This is a genomic window from Corynebacterium sp. LaCa_23 (assembly GCF_058182375.1).
Map to the genome: position 1 here is coordinate 2,096,248 of NZ_CP190825.1, position 15,447 is coordinate 2,111,694.

The following is a 15,447-nucleotide window of genomic DNA, read 5'->3' on the forward strand; positions in this document are numbered from 1 at the left end:
ATAAGCCCGCGCACGGCGCTAGAGGATTTCGCCCGGCGTATAGGCAGCGGCCTTGGGGTGCTCGCCCACGAGGGCCTTGATGCGGTGCAGGACCTGGGAAACCTGGGATTCGGCGGCGCCGATGAAGGCGTGCTTATCCTCGAGGACCCTTTCTAACTCGGCCTCGTCCATGGGCAGGCGGTCGTCTGCCGCGAGGCGCTGGACTAGGTCCTGGTTGCCACCGTTTTCGCGCATGTTCAGGGCCACGGCCACGGCGTTCTCCTTGATGACCTCGTGGGCGGTCTCGCGGCCCACCCCGGCGCGCACTGCGGCCATGAGAATGCGGGTGGTGGCGAGGAAGGGCAGGTAGCGCTCCAGCTCGCGGTCGATCATGGCGGGGAAGGCGCCGAATTCATCGAGCACGGTGAGGAAGGTTTCGAATTGGCCGTCGATGGCAAAGAAGGCATCGGGAAGCGCCACGCGTCGCACCACCGAGCAAGAGACATCGCCCTCGTTCCACTGGCTGCCGGCGAGGTCTGCGGCCATGGTGAGGTAGCCGCGCAGGATGACCTGCAGGCCGGTCACGCGCTCGCAGGAGCGGGCGTTCATCTTGTGCGGCATGGCGGACGAGCCGACCTGGCCTTCCTTGAAGCCCTCGGTGACGGTCTCGTTGCCGGCCATCAGGCGGATGGTGGTGGCCAGCGATGCCGGGGCGGTACCCAGGGAGACGAGGCAGGAGATGGCATCGAAATCCAGCGAGCGCGGGTACACCTGGCCCACGGAGTTGAAAATGCGGCGAAAGCCCAGGTAATCCGCGATATTGGTCTCTAGGGAGGCGAGCTTATCCTCGGAACCGCCCATGAGATCCAACATGTCCTGCGAGGTACCCATGGGCCCCTTGATGCCGCGCAGCGGGTAGTGCGACAGCAGGTCTTCCACGCGCTCGATGGCCAGCAGCATTTCATCGCCGGCGGTGGCAAAGCGCTTGCCCAGCGTGGTGGCCTGCGCGGCCACGTTGTGCGAGCGCCCAGCCATAACTAGGGATTGGTACTCGGCGGCGTGACGGCCAATGCGCGAGACCACGGCGATGGCCTTATCGCGGATGATTTCCAGCGAGGTGTGGATCTGCAGCTGCTCCACGTTCTCGGTGAGATCGCGGCTGGTCATACCCTTGTGGATGTGCTCGTAGCCGGCCAGCGCATTGAATTCTTCGATGCGGGCCTTCACATCGTGGCGGGTGACGCGCTCGCGCTCAGCAATGGATTCGAGGTTTACGTCCTCGATAACGGCCTCGTACGCGCTAATGGCCTTGGCGGGGATGTCCACGCCCAGGTTCTTCTGGGCGTGCATCACGGCGATCCACAGCTTGCGCTCGAGGATGATTTTATGCTCCGCGCTCCAGATATTGGCAAGCTCCGCAGAAGCATAACGGGAGGACAGGACGTTGGGGATATTCTTCTTCTCAGCCACGTGGCTCATTATTCCATGCCTGCCCTCCCCCGTGGCTACTTGCTAGATAGAAATTTCACCGGCTGCCGCGCGCTTGCCGATGTCCCCCCGAACAAACCCGCCCGCAAACTCAATGCCCTGGACGGTGGCGTAGGCATTCTCGCGCGCGGCGTCTAGCGTGTCGCCCTTGCCCAGCACGTTGAGCACGCGGCCACCATTGCTGCGGAATGCCCCATTGGAGTATTCCGTGCCGGCGTGCAGCACGCGCTCTGGATCCTCGAGGCCCTCGCCCGTAATGGCATCGCCCTTGCGGGGCGAGGCGGGGTATCCCTCGGCCGCCATGACCACGGTGATGGCATAGCCATCTTCCCACTGAAGGGGCTCGAGTTCTGCCAGCGTGCCGGTGGCAGTGGCGTTGAGCGCTTGTGCCAGCGGGGACTGTAGGAGCGAGAGCACCGCTTGGGTCTCTGGGTCACCAAAGCGGCAGTTAAATTCCACCACCGCTGGGCCCTCTTCACCCCAGGCCAGGCCGGCATAGAGCAGGCCGGAATACGGGGTGCCGCGGCGCACCATTTCCTTGGCAACCGGGGTGCATACCTCGTCGACGATGCGCTGCACGTCGTCCCTGCCAAGCCACGGCAGCGGTGTGTACGCGCCCATGCCGCCGGTATTGGGGCCCTCGTCATTGTCGTAAGCGCGCTTGTGGTCCTGGGCGGGCAACAGCGGCACGACGGTCTCGCCATCGACAAGGCAAAATAGCGATACCTCAGGCCCGTCCAGGAAAGATTCCAGCAGCACGGGGTTGCCGGCGCCTAAGACCGCATCCACGTGGGCGCGGGCATCGGCGCGCTCGCTCGTGACCACCACGCCCTTGCCGCCTGCTAGGCCATCGTCTTTGACCACGAACTGCGGGCCGAAATTATCGAGCGCGGCCTCAATATCGGCATCGCTAGCGCCTGGGCGCAGCTGCTGCGCGCGGGCGGTCTTGACCCCAGAGGCCTCCATGACTTCCTTGGCAAAGGCCTTAGAGCCTTCAATCTGGGCGGCGTCCTTATTCGGCCCGAAAACGGCGATGCCTTCTGCGCGCAGCGCATCCGCCACACCGGCGACCAGCGGCACCTCGGGGCCGATGACCACGAGCTCGGCATTGATCTCCTGAGCGAGTTGCACCATGCGTTCTGGATCATCTACCTGGGAGTATTCCGGGTGCAGGGTAGCCAGCGGTGCCATGGCCGCGCTGCCCGGCGCGACGTGGATCTCCGCAGCCTGTGGATCAGCGTGCAGTCCTTTCACGAGGGCGTGTTCACGGCCGCCCGAACCAATTACGAGAATGCGCATGCCCACCATCATAGCTGGGGGTAGCCTGGCAGCTATGGCTTCTGTATTTAGCAAAATCATCACTGGTGACCTACCCGCCCGCTTTGTCTACCGCGATAAGACCTGCGTGGCTTTCTTATCCATCGAGCCGCTGCGCTACGGCCACACCCTGGTCGTGCCCGTAGAGGAAGTGGATAAGTGGACCGACCTGGATCCACAGACCTGGACGCACCTGAACGAGGTGGCCCTAGAAATCGGTGAGGCCATCAAGAACGCGTACGATACCCCGCGCACCGGCTACGTCATCGCCGGCTTCGATGTACCGCACACCCATATCCACCTCTTCCCCACCGAGAAGATGGAAGAGTACGACTTTTCCAAGGCCTATGCCGCCGAGGACACCGACGATGCCGCCATGGATGAGGCGGCCGCGCGCATCCGCCAGCACCTGGGCACCAACGAGGATGGCTACCGCGAGGACTAATCCTCTGGTTCCTCCAGCGCGGGCAGGCGCACCGTAAAGGTGGTGCCCTGGCCCAGCTTGGAGTCCACGCTGATGCTGCCGCCGTGCTGTTCCACTAGGGAATGCACGATGGCAAGGCCTAAGCCGGATCCGCCGGTATCGCGCGTGCGCGAGGAATCCGCGCGGTAGAAGCGCTCGAAAATGTGGGCAGCGTCCTCAGACGACATTCCCTTGCCGTCATCGATGACGTCTACCAGGATGTCCTTGTTGTCGCGGCGCAGCTGCAGGGTGACCGTGGCATCCTCGCCGCCGTGGCGCAAGCCATTGGAAATCAGGTTGAGCAGCACCTGGTGGAGGCGGTCTGCATCGCCATTGACCACGGGGATGGACTGCGCATTATTAATCACCTTGACCTCGCGCTCGGGGAAGGCGGCGCGCGCGGACGAGCCCACCGAAAGGGAAAGCTCCAGAAGATCCACCGGCCGCAGGTCCAGGCGCGTACCTTCCGCGCGTGTCAGCGCTAACAGGTCCTCTACCAGCAGCGACATGCGCTTGGATTCCTTATCGATCTTGGAAAAGACCAGATCGACATCGTTTGTCGCCCCAGAGCGGTAGAGCTCCGTGTAACCGCGCAGGCTGGTCAGCGGGGTGCGCAGCTCGTGGGAGGCATCGCCGACGAAGCGGCGCATCTGTTCCTCTTTTTCCTGCGCCGTAACGACAGAGCGCTGCAGGTGGCCCAGCATGATATTGAGCGCGGCGGCCAATTGGCCGACCTCCGTATGCAGCGGCCATTCGGGCACGCGCTTGTCCAGGTCGCCTGCCGCGATTTCCGATGCCGTCGATTCCACCACCCGAAGCGGCCGCAGCGCCCTGCGGATAAACCAGAAGCCCACGCCGGCCATGGCCGCCAAGGCAATCGCCGCAATGGATACCTGCACCATGGCAAGGCCGTGCAGGATTTCCTTTTCATGGGTCATGTCCTTGGCAATGACGGTGATAACGCCATTGGAATCCGCAAAGGCCAGCGCGCGCCACTTGGTGTTATTTTCAATCGAGCCCACCGTCGTGGGGTACCCGCCCAAGGGAACGCCCTCTACATCCGGGGTGGTGGACGTGGGCCCGGAATAGCGAATCGTGCCATCCGGAAGGTAATTGAGCACCACGTATTCCGTGGGCGGGCGCTTGGTGTGATCACCTAGGAAGAAGTCATTGCCCACATCGCGGGCCCAGGAGGACGACGCCGAGCGCAATTCGCTATCGACGTTGTTATAGAGCACGTTGCGCATGATCGAGTTCACGGCAAAGGACGAACCCGTTAACCCGAGGCCGGAGATAACCACGAGGAGAACCACAAGCCAGGTGCGAAGCGGCATCGCCTGCGGAATCTGCTTGATGTAGTCGCGCTTGGAGCGCTTCTTCTTTCCCTGCCCCTGCTGCGGCAGCTGGTCCAGCTGCTCATGCCACTTCTTGGGCGGCTGCTGGGTTTGCTGGGACCTAGCCTGCGCGGGCCTGCCCGCAGCGGGGTTCTCCTGTGAATCTGCCATTACGAAACGCCAGTTTAGGACCGTGGGGTGCGCAGCACATAGCCAACGCCGCGCACGGTGTGGATAAGCTGTGTATCGCCGGTATCGATCTTGCGGCGCAGGTAAGAAATATAAGATTCCACGACGTTGCCATCGCCGCCGAAATCGTAGTGCCAGACGTTGTCCAGGATCTTAGACTTGGAGAGCACCACTTCCTTGTTTTGCATGAGGTAGCGCAGGAGGTTGAACTCCGTGGGCGAAAGCTCGATAAGCTCGCCGCCCTTGGTGACCTCGTGGGTATCATCGTTCAAGGTCAGATCGGCATAGCTCATGGTGGCGTCATTAGAAGACTCCTCGGCGGCACCGCCGCGGCGCATGATCACGCGCAGGCGGGTAATGACCTCTTCAAGGCTAAAGGGCTTGGTGACGTAATCGTCCGCGCCGATGGTCAGGCCGTGGATGCGCTGATCCACGCCGTCCTTAGCGGTCAGGTACAGCACTGGGCCATCCAGGCCCTCCTGGCGCAGCTTGCCCAAGAGCTCGAAGCCGTCCATACCCGGCATCATGACGTCCAAAATATAGGCATCCGGGTTGACCTCGCGCGCCACGCGCAGCGCCTCATTGCCCGAGTTAGCGCTGTAGACCTCAAAATTTTGGAACTTCAACGATACCGTCAAAAGCTCCACGATATTCGGCTCGTCATCAACGACGAGGACTTTGGCAAGTTTATTGTCTTCCATGCGTCCTGTAGCTCCTATTACTTCCTGTTATCTGCACACCTGCGTGCGTGCAAGCTTCACTAAGCCATCATGGCAAACCCAGTTTCTAGCCTACTGATAAGTTTCTGGCTGAAACCTGTGAAAGCAAAAAGCCACGCTTCCCTCTCCACCCGGACCGAAATCCGCGGTAGGAAAAGAAAGCGTGGCTAGCGCGCTATTTGGCAGTTACGGCTTAGAAGTCCTGCGGGCGCGGGATATTGCGCAGGTTGGACTTGGCCATGGACAGCATGGAGCCCACGCCACCGCCGAAGACGGTGCGGGTAGCGGCCTTGGAGAAGCCCAGGAGCTGATCGAAGGTCAGCGTCGGTGGCAGGGACAGGGCGTTGGGGTCAGTGACGACATCGATAAGCGCAGGGCCGTTATACGCCAAGGCCTTCTTGATCTGCTTTGGAGCCTGCTTCGGATCCTCGATGCGGAAGGTCTTGATGCCTGCGGCTTCTGCGATCTTGGAAAAGTCCACGGACTCGTGGTCGGTCTCGTGCTCCGGAATGCCGCCAACCAGCATCTCCAGCTTGACCATGCCCAGCGAGGAGTTATTGAACACGAACATCTTGACCGGCAGCTGGTGCAGCTTAACCGTCAGCAGCTCGCCCATGAGCATGGACAATCCGCCATCGCCAGAGAAAGTAATGACCTGGCGGCCAGGATTAGCCTGCTGCGCGCCGATGGCCTGCGGCAGGGCGTTTGCCATCGTGCCGTGGCGGAAGGAGCCGATCTGCTCGCGCTTGCCATTCGGGGTGATGTAGCGCGCGCCCCAGACATTGCACATGCCGGTATCGACGGTGAAGATGGCGTCATCGTCGGCTTCTTGGTCAATGAGGTCCGCGATGTACTCAGGGTGGATTGGAGTGTGCTTTTCCACGTTGGAGGTATAAGCCTCCACGACGTGCTCCAGCTTGTCGTAGTGCTTCTTCAGCATCTTGTCCAAGAAGGAGCGGTCCTTCTTCTCCTCCACGTGCGGCAGGATGTTGTCGATGGTGGCGGCAACGTCACCGGTCACGGGGTAGGAGATCTTGGTGCGGCGGCCAATGTGGGAGCCGTTGATATCCACCTGTGCCACATTGCCCTTAGGCAGGAAGTCGTTATACGGGAAGTCCGTGCCCAAGAGGATCAACAGGTCCGCCTCGTGGGTGGCCTCGTGCGCGGCGCCGTAGCCAAGCAGGCCGGACATGCCCACGTCAAACGGGTTATCGTACTGGATGTACATCTTGCCGCCGAGCGCGTGGCCAATGGGGGCCTTGACCTTTTCTGCCAGCTTCAGCACCTGCTCGCGGGCATCTTTCACACCGGCGCCCACGAAGAAGGCGACGGAATCGGCCTCATTGATGGCCTGGGTCAGGGCTGCGGCCTCGGCCGGGTCCGGGTAGACCACGGGGCGGCCGGTGGAGATCTTGGATTCTACGAAGGTGTCATCGTCAACCTCTTCGGTAGAAACGTCGCCGGGGATAACCAGCACGGAGACGCCATTGCCGGCCATGGTGGACTGGATGGCGTGGTGGAGTACTACCCCGCCCTGGTCACCGGACATGACCATTTCGCAGTAGCCGGAGCACTCCTGGAAGATCTGCTCCGGGTGGGTTTCCTGGAAGAAGTGGGAGCCAATCTGGCGAGAAGGAATGTGAGATGCCAGGGCCAGCACCTTGGCGCCATTGCGGTTGGCGTCATAAAGGCCCTGGATGAGGTGGGTATTGCCCGGGCCACAGGAGGCCGCGCACACGGCCAGCTTGCCCGTGGTCAAGGAATCGGCCTCGGCCGCAAAGGCTGCGGCCTCCTCATTGCGCACGTGGATCCACTCGATGGAGGAGCGGCGCACCGCGTCCACGATCGGGTTGAGGGAGTCTCCCACGAGGCCATAAATGTGCTCGACGCCCTGCTTTTCTAGCGTCTCAACAAGTTGTTCTGCGTAATTGCGTGCCATTAAACATCACCCTTAACTCTTTAACTGTTCTAGTACCACTGTGCTACTAAACATGCAGGAAAGTCCAGCTATTCCTACATACTCACACCACCCGCCTACTTGTGAGGAAGGCAATACTAACCTGAAATATCACACACCGCTTCGCTACGGTTTCTAGCGATGAGCATCGAGTCACCTGCTACCGCCACTAAGCCCCCGCACCGCGCGGCCGCGGAATCCTCTTCCACCCCGGCGCAGCGGTGGTCCTTCTTTGCCGTGGTGTCCCTGGGTCTACTCATGGTGGGCTTGGATAATTCCATCCTTTATACGGCGCTGCCGCAGCTCACACAGCAGCTACACGCCACTGACATGCAGCAATTGTGGATCATCAACGCCTATACGCTGGTTCTATCGGGCTTGCTCCTTGGCACCGGCACCTTGGGCGATCGCATTGGCCACCGCCTGATGTTCCTCATTGGCCTGGCCACCTTCGGCACCGCGTCCCTCGTGGCAGCTTATTCGCCGAATGCCTGGTTGCTCATTTCCGGCCGCGCCTTGTTGGGCCTGGGTGCTGCCATCATGCTGCCTTCTACCCTGGCGCTTATCCGCCTGACCTTTCCCAATGAGGTAGAGCGCAATAAAGCCATCGGTATCTGGAGTTCTGTCGCCGTCGTGGGCGCTGCCGCAGGGCCCACCGTGGGCGGATTCCTCTTAGAGCATTTCTGGTGGGGCTCGGTCTTTTTGATCAACGTGCCCATCGTGGCCATCGCCATTATCCTTACCTTCCTCCTTGGCCCGCCCAACCTACCGAACCCGCACAAGCACTGGGATTTCCCCTCCTCGTTCTATGCGCTAATCACCCTGTCCAGCCTGGTCCTGGCCATCAAAACGGCGGCGGCCACCCAAATCAATGTCGCGCTGCTGGTCTGTTCCATTGCCGCTTTCTTGCTCGGCGCCGCAGCCTTTGCCCACCGGCAAACCCGGCTTAGTGATCCGCTTTTGACCTTTGACATCTTCTACTCGCCCACCTTTACCGGCGGCGTGCTCACCGCCGGTGGCGCCATGTTTGGCCTTACGGGGCTTGAATTGCTTACCACCCAAAAGCTGCAGCTTGTCGATGTTCTCTCACCCCTCGACGCCGGCCTTTTCATCTCCGCCATGGCGGTTGCGGCGATCCCCACCGCCATTGTGGGCGGCAGCGTCTTGCACCGCGTGGGCTTTTTGCCCATTATCAGCGGCGGTTTCCTCAGCATGGGCATCGGCATGCTGGGCATCATCTGGGCCGACCGCGCCGATAACCTCGCGGTCTTTATTACCGGCCTCATCCTCACCGGCTTAGGCGCCGGCTCCTCGATGTCCGTTTCTTCCACCGCCATCATCAATGCCGCCCCCTCCCACCGCGCGGGCATGGCCTCTGGCGTGGAAGCCGTCTCCTACGAATTCGGCACGCTGCTCTCCATCGCCATTACCGGCTCCCTCGTGCCACTACTGATGACGCACAAGCTTCCCGATGCCCTCGCCCCGCAAGGCACCGACGCCCTCCTATCGCCCGCCACGCACGACACCGCCGCCGCGGCGTATGACTCCGCGTATTTCCTCACCGTCGGCGGGCTTGCCTGCCTGGCCCTAGTCTTCGCAGCACTGACCGCCTGGTGCTTCCGCGATAACCCGAAGTCCGGGGCGCTGTCAGCGCAAAGTAGCGGATAAATAGCCACCTGGCTGACTTGTAAACTTTTACCCCCTAACTGTTTGTGCAGCTAGGGGGTAATTTTTTGAGCTGGAGACGAGACTTGAACTCGCAACCTACGCATTACAAGTGCGTTGCGCTACCAATTGCGCCACTCCAGCACCGCGGAATTTCTTCCGCTCGTTGCATGGTACCCGAGGACCTCGCCCAAGTGGAAAGCCGGTCCCCCTTGTATGCATTTGCGCCCCACAAGGGTTAAAGTTCAGGCTGAAATTATTACTAGTGTCCCACCGCTTTTTCGAGGGTTATTTTCGTGTCACTACTGTCCGCTATGCGGGAGCGCCTGCGCGTATCCGCAGGCCAAGTCGCCATCATTGACGCGGCCAAAGCCGCACCCCCACCATCGCCACTCGCCCCGGTCGATCTGACCGATGCTGCTCAGGTCACGGGCGTGATGGAGATTGCCGCGCGCATCGGCGAGCTGCTCATTAGCGCAGGATCCGCCAACTCGGATGCCCGCGCGCAGGTGCACCTGGCGGCGTCGTCGTACGGTTTGCACTACTGCCACGTGGATATCTTGATGAATACCATCACCATCCACACCGCGATCGGCACGGGCGATAAGCGCCAGAACCTCCACGTCTTTCGCGTGGTGCCGGATGTGGGCGTGAACTTTTCCAAGCTTTCGGAAGTAGACCGGCTCATCCGCGATATCCACTCCGGTAAGGTCCCGCCCGCGATGGCGGAAAAGCGCCTGGATGACATCGATCGCATGCCAGCGCCGTATAAGCCGTCCACGGTGATGCTCGGCTGGGGCGGCATGGGTGGCCTGATTTCCATGATGCTCGGCGGCGATCTCCTCGTCGGCCTCATTGCCTTCGTGGTCTCAGCGCTGATTATGGGGCTTAATGACTGGCTGGCCAATTACCGCCTGCCGCCCTTTTACCAGAACGTCGTCGGCGGCTTCTTGGCCGTCTTTCCGGCCGCGATTTTGTATAACGTTGCCGCCGCCTTCGGCATTAATATGTCGCCGGCTCAGATCATTGCGTCCGGAATCATCGTGCTGGTGGCGGGGCTGACGCTGGTGCAATCGCTTGTCGATGGCATCACCCGCTCCCCCGTCACCTCTTCCGCGCGTTTTTTCTCTGCCCTGTTATCAACGGGCGCGATCATCGCCGGCGTGGGTGTGGGCATCCAGCTGGCCTCCGCCATGGGCTTTGACCTGCCGCCAATGGGCACCTTGGCACCGCCGGTTTATCACAAGATTCCCCTCCTGGTGCTCCTCGGCGGCACGGGTTCGGCCGCATTCGCGCTGGCCTGCGGGGCTAATTGGATAGAAATTACCCTCTCAGGCCTCACGGCGGCCGCCGGTATGGTCTTCTACTACTTCGTGGTCGTGCCCTTCGGCGTCGGCCCGGTGATTGCCTCCGGCATATCCGCCATCGTGGTGGGCCTAGCCGGCGGCTTGATGTCCCGCCGGTGGGGCATCCCGCCACTCATTACGATGATCGTGGGCTATACGCCCATGCTGCCGGGCCTCATGCTGTACCGCGGCATGTACGCCTCCATCAATGAGCAGATGATTACCGGCTTTACCAACCTGGCTACCGCGCTGGCCATCTCCGGCGCGCTGGCAGCCGGCGTCGTCTTTGGCGAACGCGTCGCCCGCCGTCTGCGCCGCCCGAAGTACTTCCGCCCGTACTCCGCGTTCAAGCGCATCGGCCGGTTCTCCTTCCACAAGGCAACGAACCTGGCGCGCAAGGCCCCGCGCATCCCGCGCGTGCCGATGTCCCCTTTCGCCCCGCGCGTTAACCGCCCCGAATTGCCACCCACGCTGGGGCCAAAGCCACCGCAACAGGCACAGCCCCAGCAGCACGCCCCAGGCACCACTCCCGCGGAGGAGTTGTGGCCGGCGGGCTCCCAGTGGCCGGCCCAGCCGCAGGATACCGAGCGCACCACCTACACGGTGCCCGGCCAGAAATCGCCCGCGCCGGAGGAATCCGATCACACCAAGCCCGGCGGGGAGGAACCCAAGGAGCCCTAGACGCCGCCGGTAGCGTACAATATTTAGCCTGATAGCTTTCCCAACATTCAGGAGGACTCGCCGTGCCACCCAAGGTCCAAGACACGCACCCACAGGCAGAACAAGATATTGCCCTGGCAGAGGAAACTGCCCGCGCCGCCCGCCGCGTGGTGGCTACCTACTCCCAAGACTTCTTGGGCGGCGTGACCTTGATGTCCATGCTGGGTGTCGAGCCCAAGGGCCTGGTACACAAGAAGGTATTGGCAGAACAGGCCGATGCCGCGCCAAAGAAGTCGACGAAGAAGGCCACCAAGAAGTCGACCTCCAAGGCTTCAAAGAAGTCCACTAAAAAGTCGACCAAGAAGACCACCAAGGCGGCGAAAAAGTCCACCAAGAAGTCGACGAAGAAAGCAACGAAGAAGTCGACCAAGAAGTCTTAAGCTAGTCTTGGGCTATGAGTGAGCGCGGCAATGACTTCGTAGTAGTGGCAAACCGCCTGCCGGTAGATTTAACTACCGCGGCCGATGGCCGCCAGGCGTGGACGCCCTCGCCCGGCGGCCTGGTCACCGCGCTCTCGCCGGTGCTGGAAGCGCACCAGGGCTGCTGGGTGGGGTGGCCCGGCGTCGCCGATGCCGCGCCCGAGCCCTTCCGCACCGAGGCCGGGGTGTTATTGCACCCGGTCAGGCTTAGCGAATCCGATTTTGAGGCCTTTTACGAGGGCTTTTCCAATGCCACGCTGTGGCCGCTCTACCACGATCTCATCGTCACCCCAACCTATGACCGCGACTGGTGGGATGCCTACCGCGAGGTCAACCTCCGCTTCGCGGACGAGGTAGCCCACGTGGCTGCAGAAGGCGCGACGGTCTGGGTGCAGGACTATCAGCTGCAATTATTGCCGGGCATCCTGCGGCAAATGCGCCCCGATCTCACTATCGGGTTCTTCCTGCACATCCCGTTCCCCTCCCCCGATCTCTTCCGGCAGCTGCCCTGGCGCGAGGAAACGGTGCGCGGCATCTTGGGCGCCGATCTCATCGGCTTCCACTTGGAGGCCAATGCCCGCAATTTCTTGGAATTGGCCCACCGCCAGGGCCTCGAGGTGCGCGGGGAGGCCACCACCCGCGATGTCACCGCCCATATCCGCCTCCCCGGCGGCCGCACCGTAGGCGTGGGCGCGTTCCCCATTTCCATCGCTGCGCAGGATTTCGGCCAATTTAGCGACGAGGATAAACGCCGCGTGGCCCAATTGCGCAAGGATTTGGGCAGCCCCAAGCGCATCATTTTGGGCGTGGATCGCCTCGATTACACCAAGGGCATCTTACAGCGCCTGACCGCCTTCGAGGAGCTCTTGGAAACCGGCGCCCTGGATCCGGAGGAGGTCACCTTGGTGCAGCTGGCCACACCCTCGCGCGAGCGCCTCGACCACTACAAGGCCACTCGCTCCCAGGTCGAGGAGGCCGTCGGCCGCATCAATGGCCGCTTTTCCCGCATGGGCCACCCCGTGGTGCACTACCAGCACCGCGGCGTGCCCAAGGACGTGCTGCGCTGTTACTACCGCATGGCCGATATCATGCTGGTCACACCCTTTAAGGACGGCATGAACCTCGTGGCCAAGGAGTTCGTGGCCTGCCATGATGACGGTTCCGGCGCCCTGGTGCTCTCGGAATTCGCCGGCGCCGCCGCGGAGCTCGATGAGGCCTACCTGTGCAATCCCTTCGACATCGAATCCGTCAAACGCGCCCTGCTCAACGCCGTGCGGGCGCTTTCCGATGCCCCCTTCACCATGACCCAGCGCATGTTCACCATGCACGAACAGGTCATGAGCCACGATGTGCGGCTGTGGTCGCAGTCCTTTTTGGGCTGCCTGCGTACTACCCGGACCGAAACCGCTTCGCAAGCTACCGACCCGCACGGAAAGGACTCCTAATGCTTCCTTCCCACCCCCGCGCACGCGCCGCTGCAGCGGCCGCGCTGGGCGCCGTTACGCTGCTTACCGCCTGCGGATCCGAGGACGACGCCCCGCAGCCTGCGGGCGATGACCGGATTGTGGACAAGCAGTGGCAGGTCGTCTCCATCAATATCGCGCCGGATGCGGCATCCACCATCCCGGAGTCGATTCCCCACGCGCCGGAATTTAGCTTCGGCGAATCCACCATGGTGGGCACCACCGGCTGCACCCGCCTTGCGGCCCGGCTGAGCTACACCGCCGATGACGAGCGCGAAAATATCCGCGATGGCAACAAGCTGCACTTCGATGAGGTCAAGTACGACGACACCGATGAGGACTGCGAGGGCGGTTCCGTATGGGCCGATAACCTGCTGCGCAACCTGATTAGCTCGGATAATGATTTTATCTACACCGTCAACAGCAATAACCAGCTCATCCTGGAGCTGGATACCGATGAGGTAGATTCACCCTCCATCAAGCTAGTCTCCCGCGGGTAGCATGTGAGGCTATGACGCTTTCTACCACCATTAAGGCCCTAGCCGCGGCAGAAGAGCTCGCCGTGGTCTCTGATTTTGACGGCACGCTATCTCCGTTTGCCACCGCCATTTATGACGTGGAAATCAATGCCGATGCCGCCCGCGCCCTCGACCAATTGGCCCACCTGCCGCGCACCACGGCCGCGGTGCTGTCCGGGCGCCACCTCGAGGGCCTCCAGCGCGTGTGCCCCCTGCGCCACCCCGTCCTCTTCGGCGGCTCCCACGGCGCCGAATCCTCCTGGCAGCAGACCGAGCTCACCCCCGCCATGCACGAGCACCTTGCGCGCAAGGAGGAAGAAATCCGCGGCATCATAGACCGCTTCCCCGGCGCGGAACTCGAGGTCAAGCCCTTCCAGCGCGTGCTGCACCTGCGCTCGCTCGAGCTGGAGAACCCAGAACAGGCCGCGGCCGCCTATGAGGCGGGCTTGGCGCTCGATACCGCCGGTTTCCCTCGCACCGCCGGCAAGTCCGTCATCGAGTTTTCCGCCACCACCGCTACCAAGGGCACGTGGCTTGAGGCCCTCCGCGAGCGCACCGGCGCCACCGCCATGGTCTTCTTGGGCGATGACGTCACCGATGAAGACGGCTTCCGCGCCCTCCACCAGCCGCCAGACGTGGGCGTCAAGGTGGGCGAAGGCGATTCCATCGCCGCCGTGCAGCTTGCCGATGTCGACGCCGTCGCCCATTTCCTCACCGAGCTCGCTACCGCCCGCGCGGCCGCGGTGCAGTAACCGACTTCCCCGGCGCGAACCGCGTCTGCAACACCCGCCGCGGCACCGCCTGCGCCTCGTCAGCGCCTTGGGCTCCCGCTTTCGCGCGGGCCGCGCCCGCCGTATCTGTCGCGCCGGCGATGAGCTTTTCCAGCATGTGCCCGGCCGCAGCCCCCTTGGCCTTATTGGGCTGGATGACGGTGGCTAGGTCGAGGCGCTGCGCCGCATCGATGCCGTCAAAGCCGGTCACTGATAAATCTTCTGGCACGCTCAGCCCGCGCTCGCGGGCATAGGCCAGCACGCCGAGCGCCATGGAGTCGGTCGTGCACAACACGGCCGTCAGCTCCGGGTGCGCCTCGAGCAGGAGCTCGGCGGCGGCGCGGGTGGTATGGGCATCGTTAATGTGCTGCGTGACCACGGGCACGGACTCGGGCGCGATACCAGCCTCGGCGAAGACGTCGAGCGCACCCATCACCCGCGAGCGCTGCACGTGCATCTCCGCATCCTGGACTTCCTGCCAGGAAATCGGGCCGTCGTGGCGCTGCAGGCGCAGGCGGATGGCGAGGATGCCGATGTGGCGGTGCCCGGCATCGACAAGCGCACGCGCCGCCGGGGCAATTGCCGCGCGATCATCAATGCCCACGAACGGCAGCCCCGCATCGGTGGGCTGATCGCAGACCACCAGCGGCAGGCCCCGGCCCCGCGCGGCCGCGAGGTAGGCATCGCCCGCGGCAACCGAATAGACCACGAAGCCATCGACCGCGGCCGAACCCACCAGGCTGGTCGCCTCCGCCTCGCCTTCCGGGCCTGCGGGAATCAGCGTCAGCGTGGTCTGCGCGCCTGCCGATGCCTCCGCCATGCCCGCCAAGAAATCCACCGACGCCATGTCCTCGAAGGCGTAGGACAGGTGCTCGGTTAGCAGCACGCCTACCGACCCGGCGCGGCGGGTGCGCAGGCTGCGCGCCGTGGGATCGGGCCCCGGGTACCCGCGCGCCTTGGCCGCGGCCAAAATGCGCTCGCGCGTTGCCGGGGAGAGCTGGTCAGGGCGGCTATAGGCATTGGATACGGTTGTACGCGAAACCCCCAACTCCGCGGCGAGGGAGGCCAGTGTCTTCCGGGTGGGGCTGCGTTTAACCATG

13 protein-coding genes and 1 tRNA gene are annotated in these 15,447 nt (G+C 62.7%); 7 read left to right on the forward strand and 7 right to left on the reverse strand.

Annotated features, from left to right (window positions below):
* Window positions 1–18 precede the first annotated feature (18 nt).
* Together purB and purD are read right to left on the reverse strand one after the other, a co-directional pair.
* A complete protein-coding gene (gene purB / locus ACP8IT_RS10015; RefSeq protein WP_005279575.1) occupies window positions 19–1,458 on the reverse strand; it encodes an adenylosuccinate lyase in 1,440 nt (479 codons plus the stop codon).
* 33 nt (window positions 1,459–1,491) lie between these two features.
* Entirely contained in the window at window positions 1,492–2,766 is a 1,275-nt protein-coding gene (gene purD / locus ACP8IT_RS10020; protein ID WP_490290011.1) for a phosphoribosylamine--glycine ligase, read from the reverse strand.
* Between the two features lie 34 nt (window positions 2,767–2,800).
* Between purD and ACP8IT_RS10025 the strand changes: the two genes are divergently transcribed.
* Entirely contained in the window at window positions 2,801–3,229 is a 429-nt protein-coding gene (locus ACP8IT_RS10025; RefSeq protein ID WP_005279571.1) for an HIT family protein, read from the forward strand.
* Here ACP8IT_RS10025 and ACP8IT_RS10030 read toward each other — a convergent pair.
* The 3 genes from ACP8IT_RS10030 to ACP8IT_RS10040 form a co-directional block, all read right to left on the reverse strand.
* Window positions 3,226–4,752: a sensor histidine kinase gene (locus ACP8IT_RS10030; RefSeq protein ID WP_490290012.1), complete on the reverse strand. Its 1,527-nt coding sequence runs from the start codon at window positions 4,750–4,752 to the stop codon at window positions 3,226–3,228. The two genes, ACP8IT_RS10025 and ACP8IT_RS10030, sit on opposite strands and share 4 nt — an antisense overlap.
* 14 nt (window positions 4,753–4,766) lie before the next feature.
* On the reverse strand, window positions 4,767–5,471 hold the full coding sequence (locus tag ACP8IT_RS10035; RefSeq protein WP_005279568.1) for a response regulator transcription factor: 705 nt from the start codon (window positions 5,469–5,471) through the stop codon (window positions 4,767–4,769).
* 211 nt (window positions 5,472–5,682) lie between these two features.
* Window positions 5,683–7,428, reverse strand: a complete 1,746-nt coding sequence (locus tag ACP8IT_RS10040) for a pyruvate dehydrogenase (protein ID WP_023029211.1) — start codon at window positions 7,426–7,428, stop codon at window positions 5,683–5,685.
* A gap of 159 nt (window positions 7,429–7,587) precedes the next feature.
* On the opposite strand from ACP8IT_RS10040, the gene ACP8IT_RS10045 reads away from it, so the two are divergent.
* Window positions 7,588–9,114 (forward strand): MFS transporter, encoded by a 1,527-nt coding sequence (locus ACP8IT_RS10045; RefSeq protein ID WP_490290013.1) that lies wholly within the window; start codon window positions 7,588–7,590, stop codon window positions 9,112–9,114.
* A 68-nt stretch (window positions 9,115–9,182) separates the two neighbouring features.
* On the opposite strand, the gene ACP8IT_RS10050 is transcribed toward ACP8IT_RS10045, so the two are convergent.
* A tRNA-Thr gene (locus tag ACP8IT_RS10050) sits at window positions 9,183–9,255 on the reverse strand.
* 152 nt (window positions 9,256–9,407) lie between these two features.
* Here ACP8IT_RS10050 and thrE point away from each other — a divergent pair.
* The 5 genes from thrE (at window position 9,408) to otsB (ending at window position 14,329) form a co-directional block, all read left to right on the forward strand.
* Complete coding sequence (thrE, locus tag ACP8IT_RS10055; RefSeq protein WP_237799555.1) at window positions 9,408–11,138, forward strand: threonine/serine exporter ThrE; 1,731 nt, start codon at window positions 9,408–9,410, stop codon at window positions 11,136–11,138.
* Window positions 11,139–11,200: 62 nt separating this feature from the next.
* The gene (locus ACP8IT_RS10060; RefSeq protein ID WP_490290014.1) at window positions 11,201–11,557 is read left to right on the forward strand and encodes a hypothetical protein; all 357 of its coding nucleotides are present in this window, start codon (window positions 11,201–11,203) and stop codon (window positions 11,555–11,557) included.
* A 14-nt stretch (window positions 11,558–11,571) separates the two neighbouring features.
* Window positions 11,572–13,041: an alpha,alpha-trehalose-phosphate synthase (UDP-forming) gene (locus ACP8IT_RS10065; RefSeq protein WP_490290015.1), complete on the forward strand. Its 1,470-nt coding sequence runs from the start codon at window positions 11,572–11,574 to the stop codon at window positions 13,039–13,041.
* Complete coding sequence (locus ACP8IT_RS10070) at window positions 13,041–13,559, forward strand: META domain-containing protein (protein WP_237792353.1); 519 nt, start codon at window positions 13,041–13,043, stop codon at window positions 13,557–13,559. The genes ACP8IT_RS10065 and ACP8IT_RS10070 overlap by 1 nt, the downstream gene beginning before the upstream one ends.
* An 11-nt stretch (window positions 13,560–13,570) precedes the next feature.
* The gene (gene otsB, locus ACP8IT_RS10075; protein WP_490290016.1) at window positions 13,571–14,329 is read left to right on the forward strand and encodes a trehalose-phosphatase; all 759 of its coding nucleotides are present in this window, start codon (window positions 13,571–13,573) and stop codon (window positions 14,327–14,329) included.
* On the opposite strand, the gene ACP8IT_RS10080 is transcribed toward otsB, so the two are convergent.
* Window positions 14,301–15,446, reverse strand: coding sequence for a LacI family DNA-binding transcriptional regulator (locus ACP8IT_RS10080; protein WP_490290017.1), 1,146 nt, complete (start codon window positions 15,444–15,446; stop codon window positions 14,301–14,303). The two genes, otsB and ACP8IT_RS10080, sit on opposite strands and share 29 nt — an antisense overlap.
* Between the last annotated feature and the right edge of the window lies 1 nt (window position 15,447).

Coding starts and splice junctions, on each gene's coding strand:
- ACP8IT_RS10080 (WP_490290017.1), bottom strand. CDS start 15,446: ATGGTTAAACGCAGCCCCACCCGGAAGACACTGGCCTCCCTCGCCGCG.
- ACP8IT_RS10040 (WP_023029211.1), bottom strand. CDS start 7,428: ATGGCACGCAATTACGCAGAACAACTTGTTGAGACGCTAGAAAAGCAG.
- ACP8IT_RS10025 (WP_005279571.1), top strand. CDS start 2,801: ATGGCTTCTGTATTTAGCAAAATCATCACTGGTGACCTACCCGCCCGC.
- purD (WP_490290011.1), bottom strand. CDS start 2,766: ATGCGCATTCTCGTAATTGGTTCGGGCGGCCGTGAACACGCCCTCGTG.
- ACP8IT_RS10065 (WP_490290015.1), top strand. CDS start 11,572: ATGAGTGAGCGCGGCAATGACTTCGTAGTAGTGGCAAACCGCCTGCCG.
- ACP8IT_RS10045 (WP_490290013.1), top strand. CDS start 7,588: ATGAGCATCGAGTCACCTGCTACCGCCACTAAGCCCCCGCACCGCGCG.
- otsB (WP_490290016.1), top strand. CDS start 13,571: ATGACGCTTTCTACCACCATTAAGGCCCTAGCCGCGGCAGAAGAGCTC.
- ACP8IT_RS10070 (WP_237792353.1), top strand. CDS start 13,041: ATGCTTCCTTCCCACCCCCGCGCACGCGCCGCTGCAGCGGCCGCGCTG.
- purB (WP_005279575.1), bottom strand. CDS start 1,458: ATGAGCCACGTGGCTGAGAAGAAGAATATCCCCAACGTCCTGTCCTCC.
- ACP8IT_RS10035 (WP_005279568.1), bottom strand. CDS start 5,471: ATGGAAGACAATAAACTTGCCAAAGTCCTCGTCGTTGATGACGAGCCG.
- ACP8IT_RS10030 (WP_490290012.1), bottom strand. CDS start 4,752: ATGGCAGATTCACAGGAGAACCCCGCTGCGGGCAGGCCCGCGCAGGCT.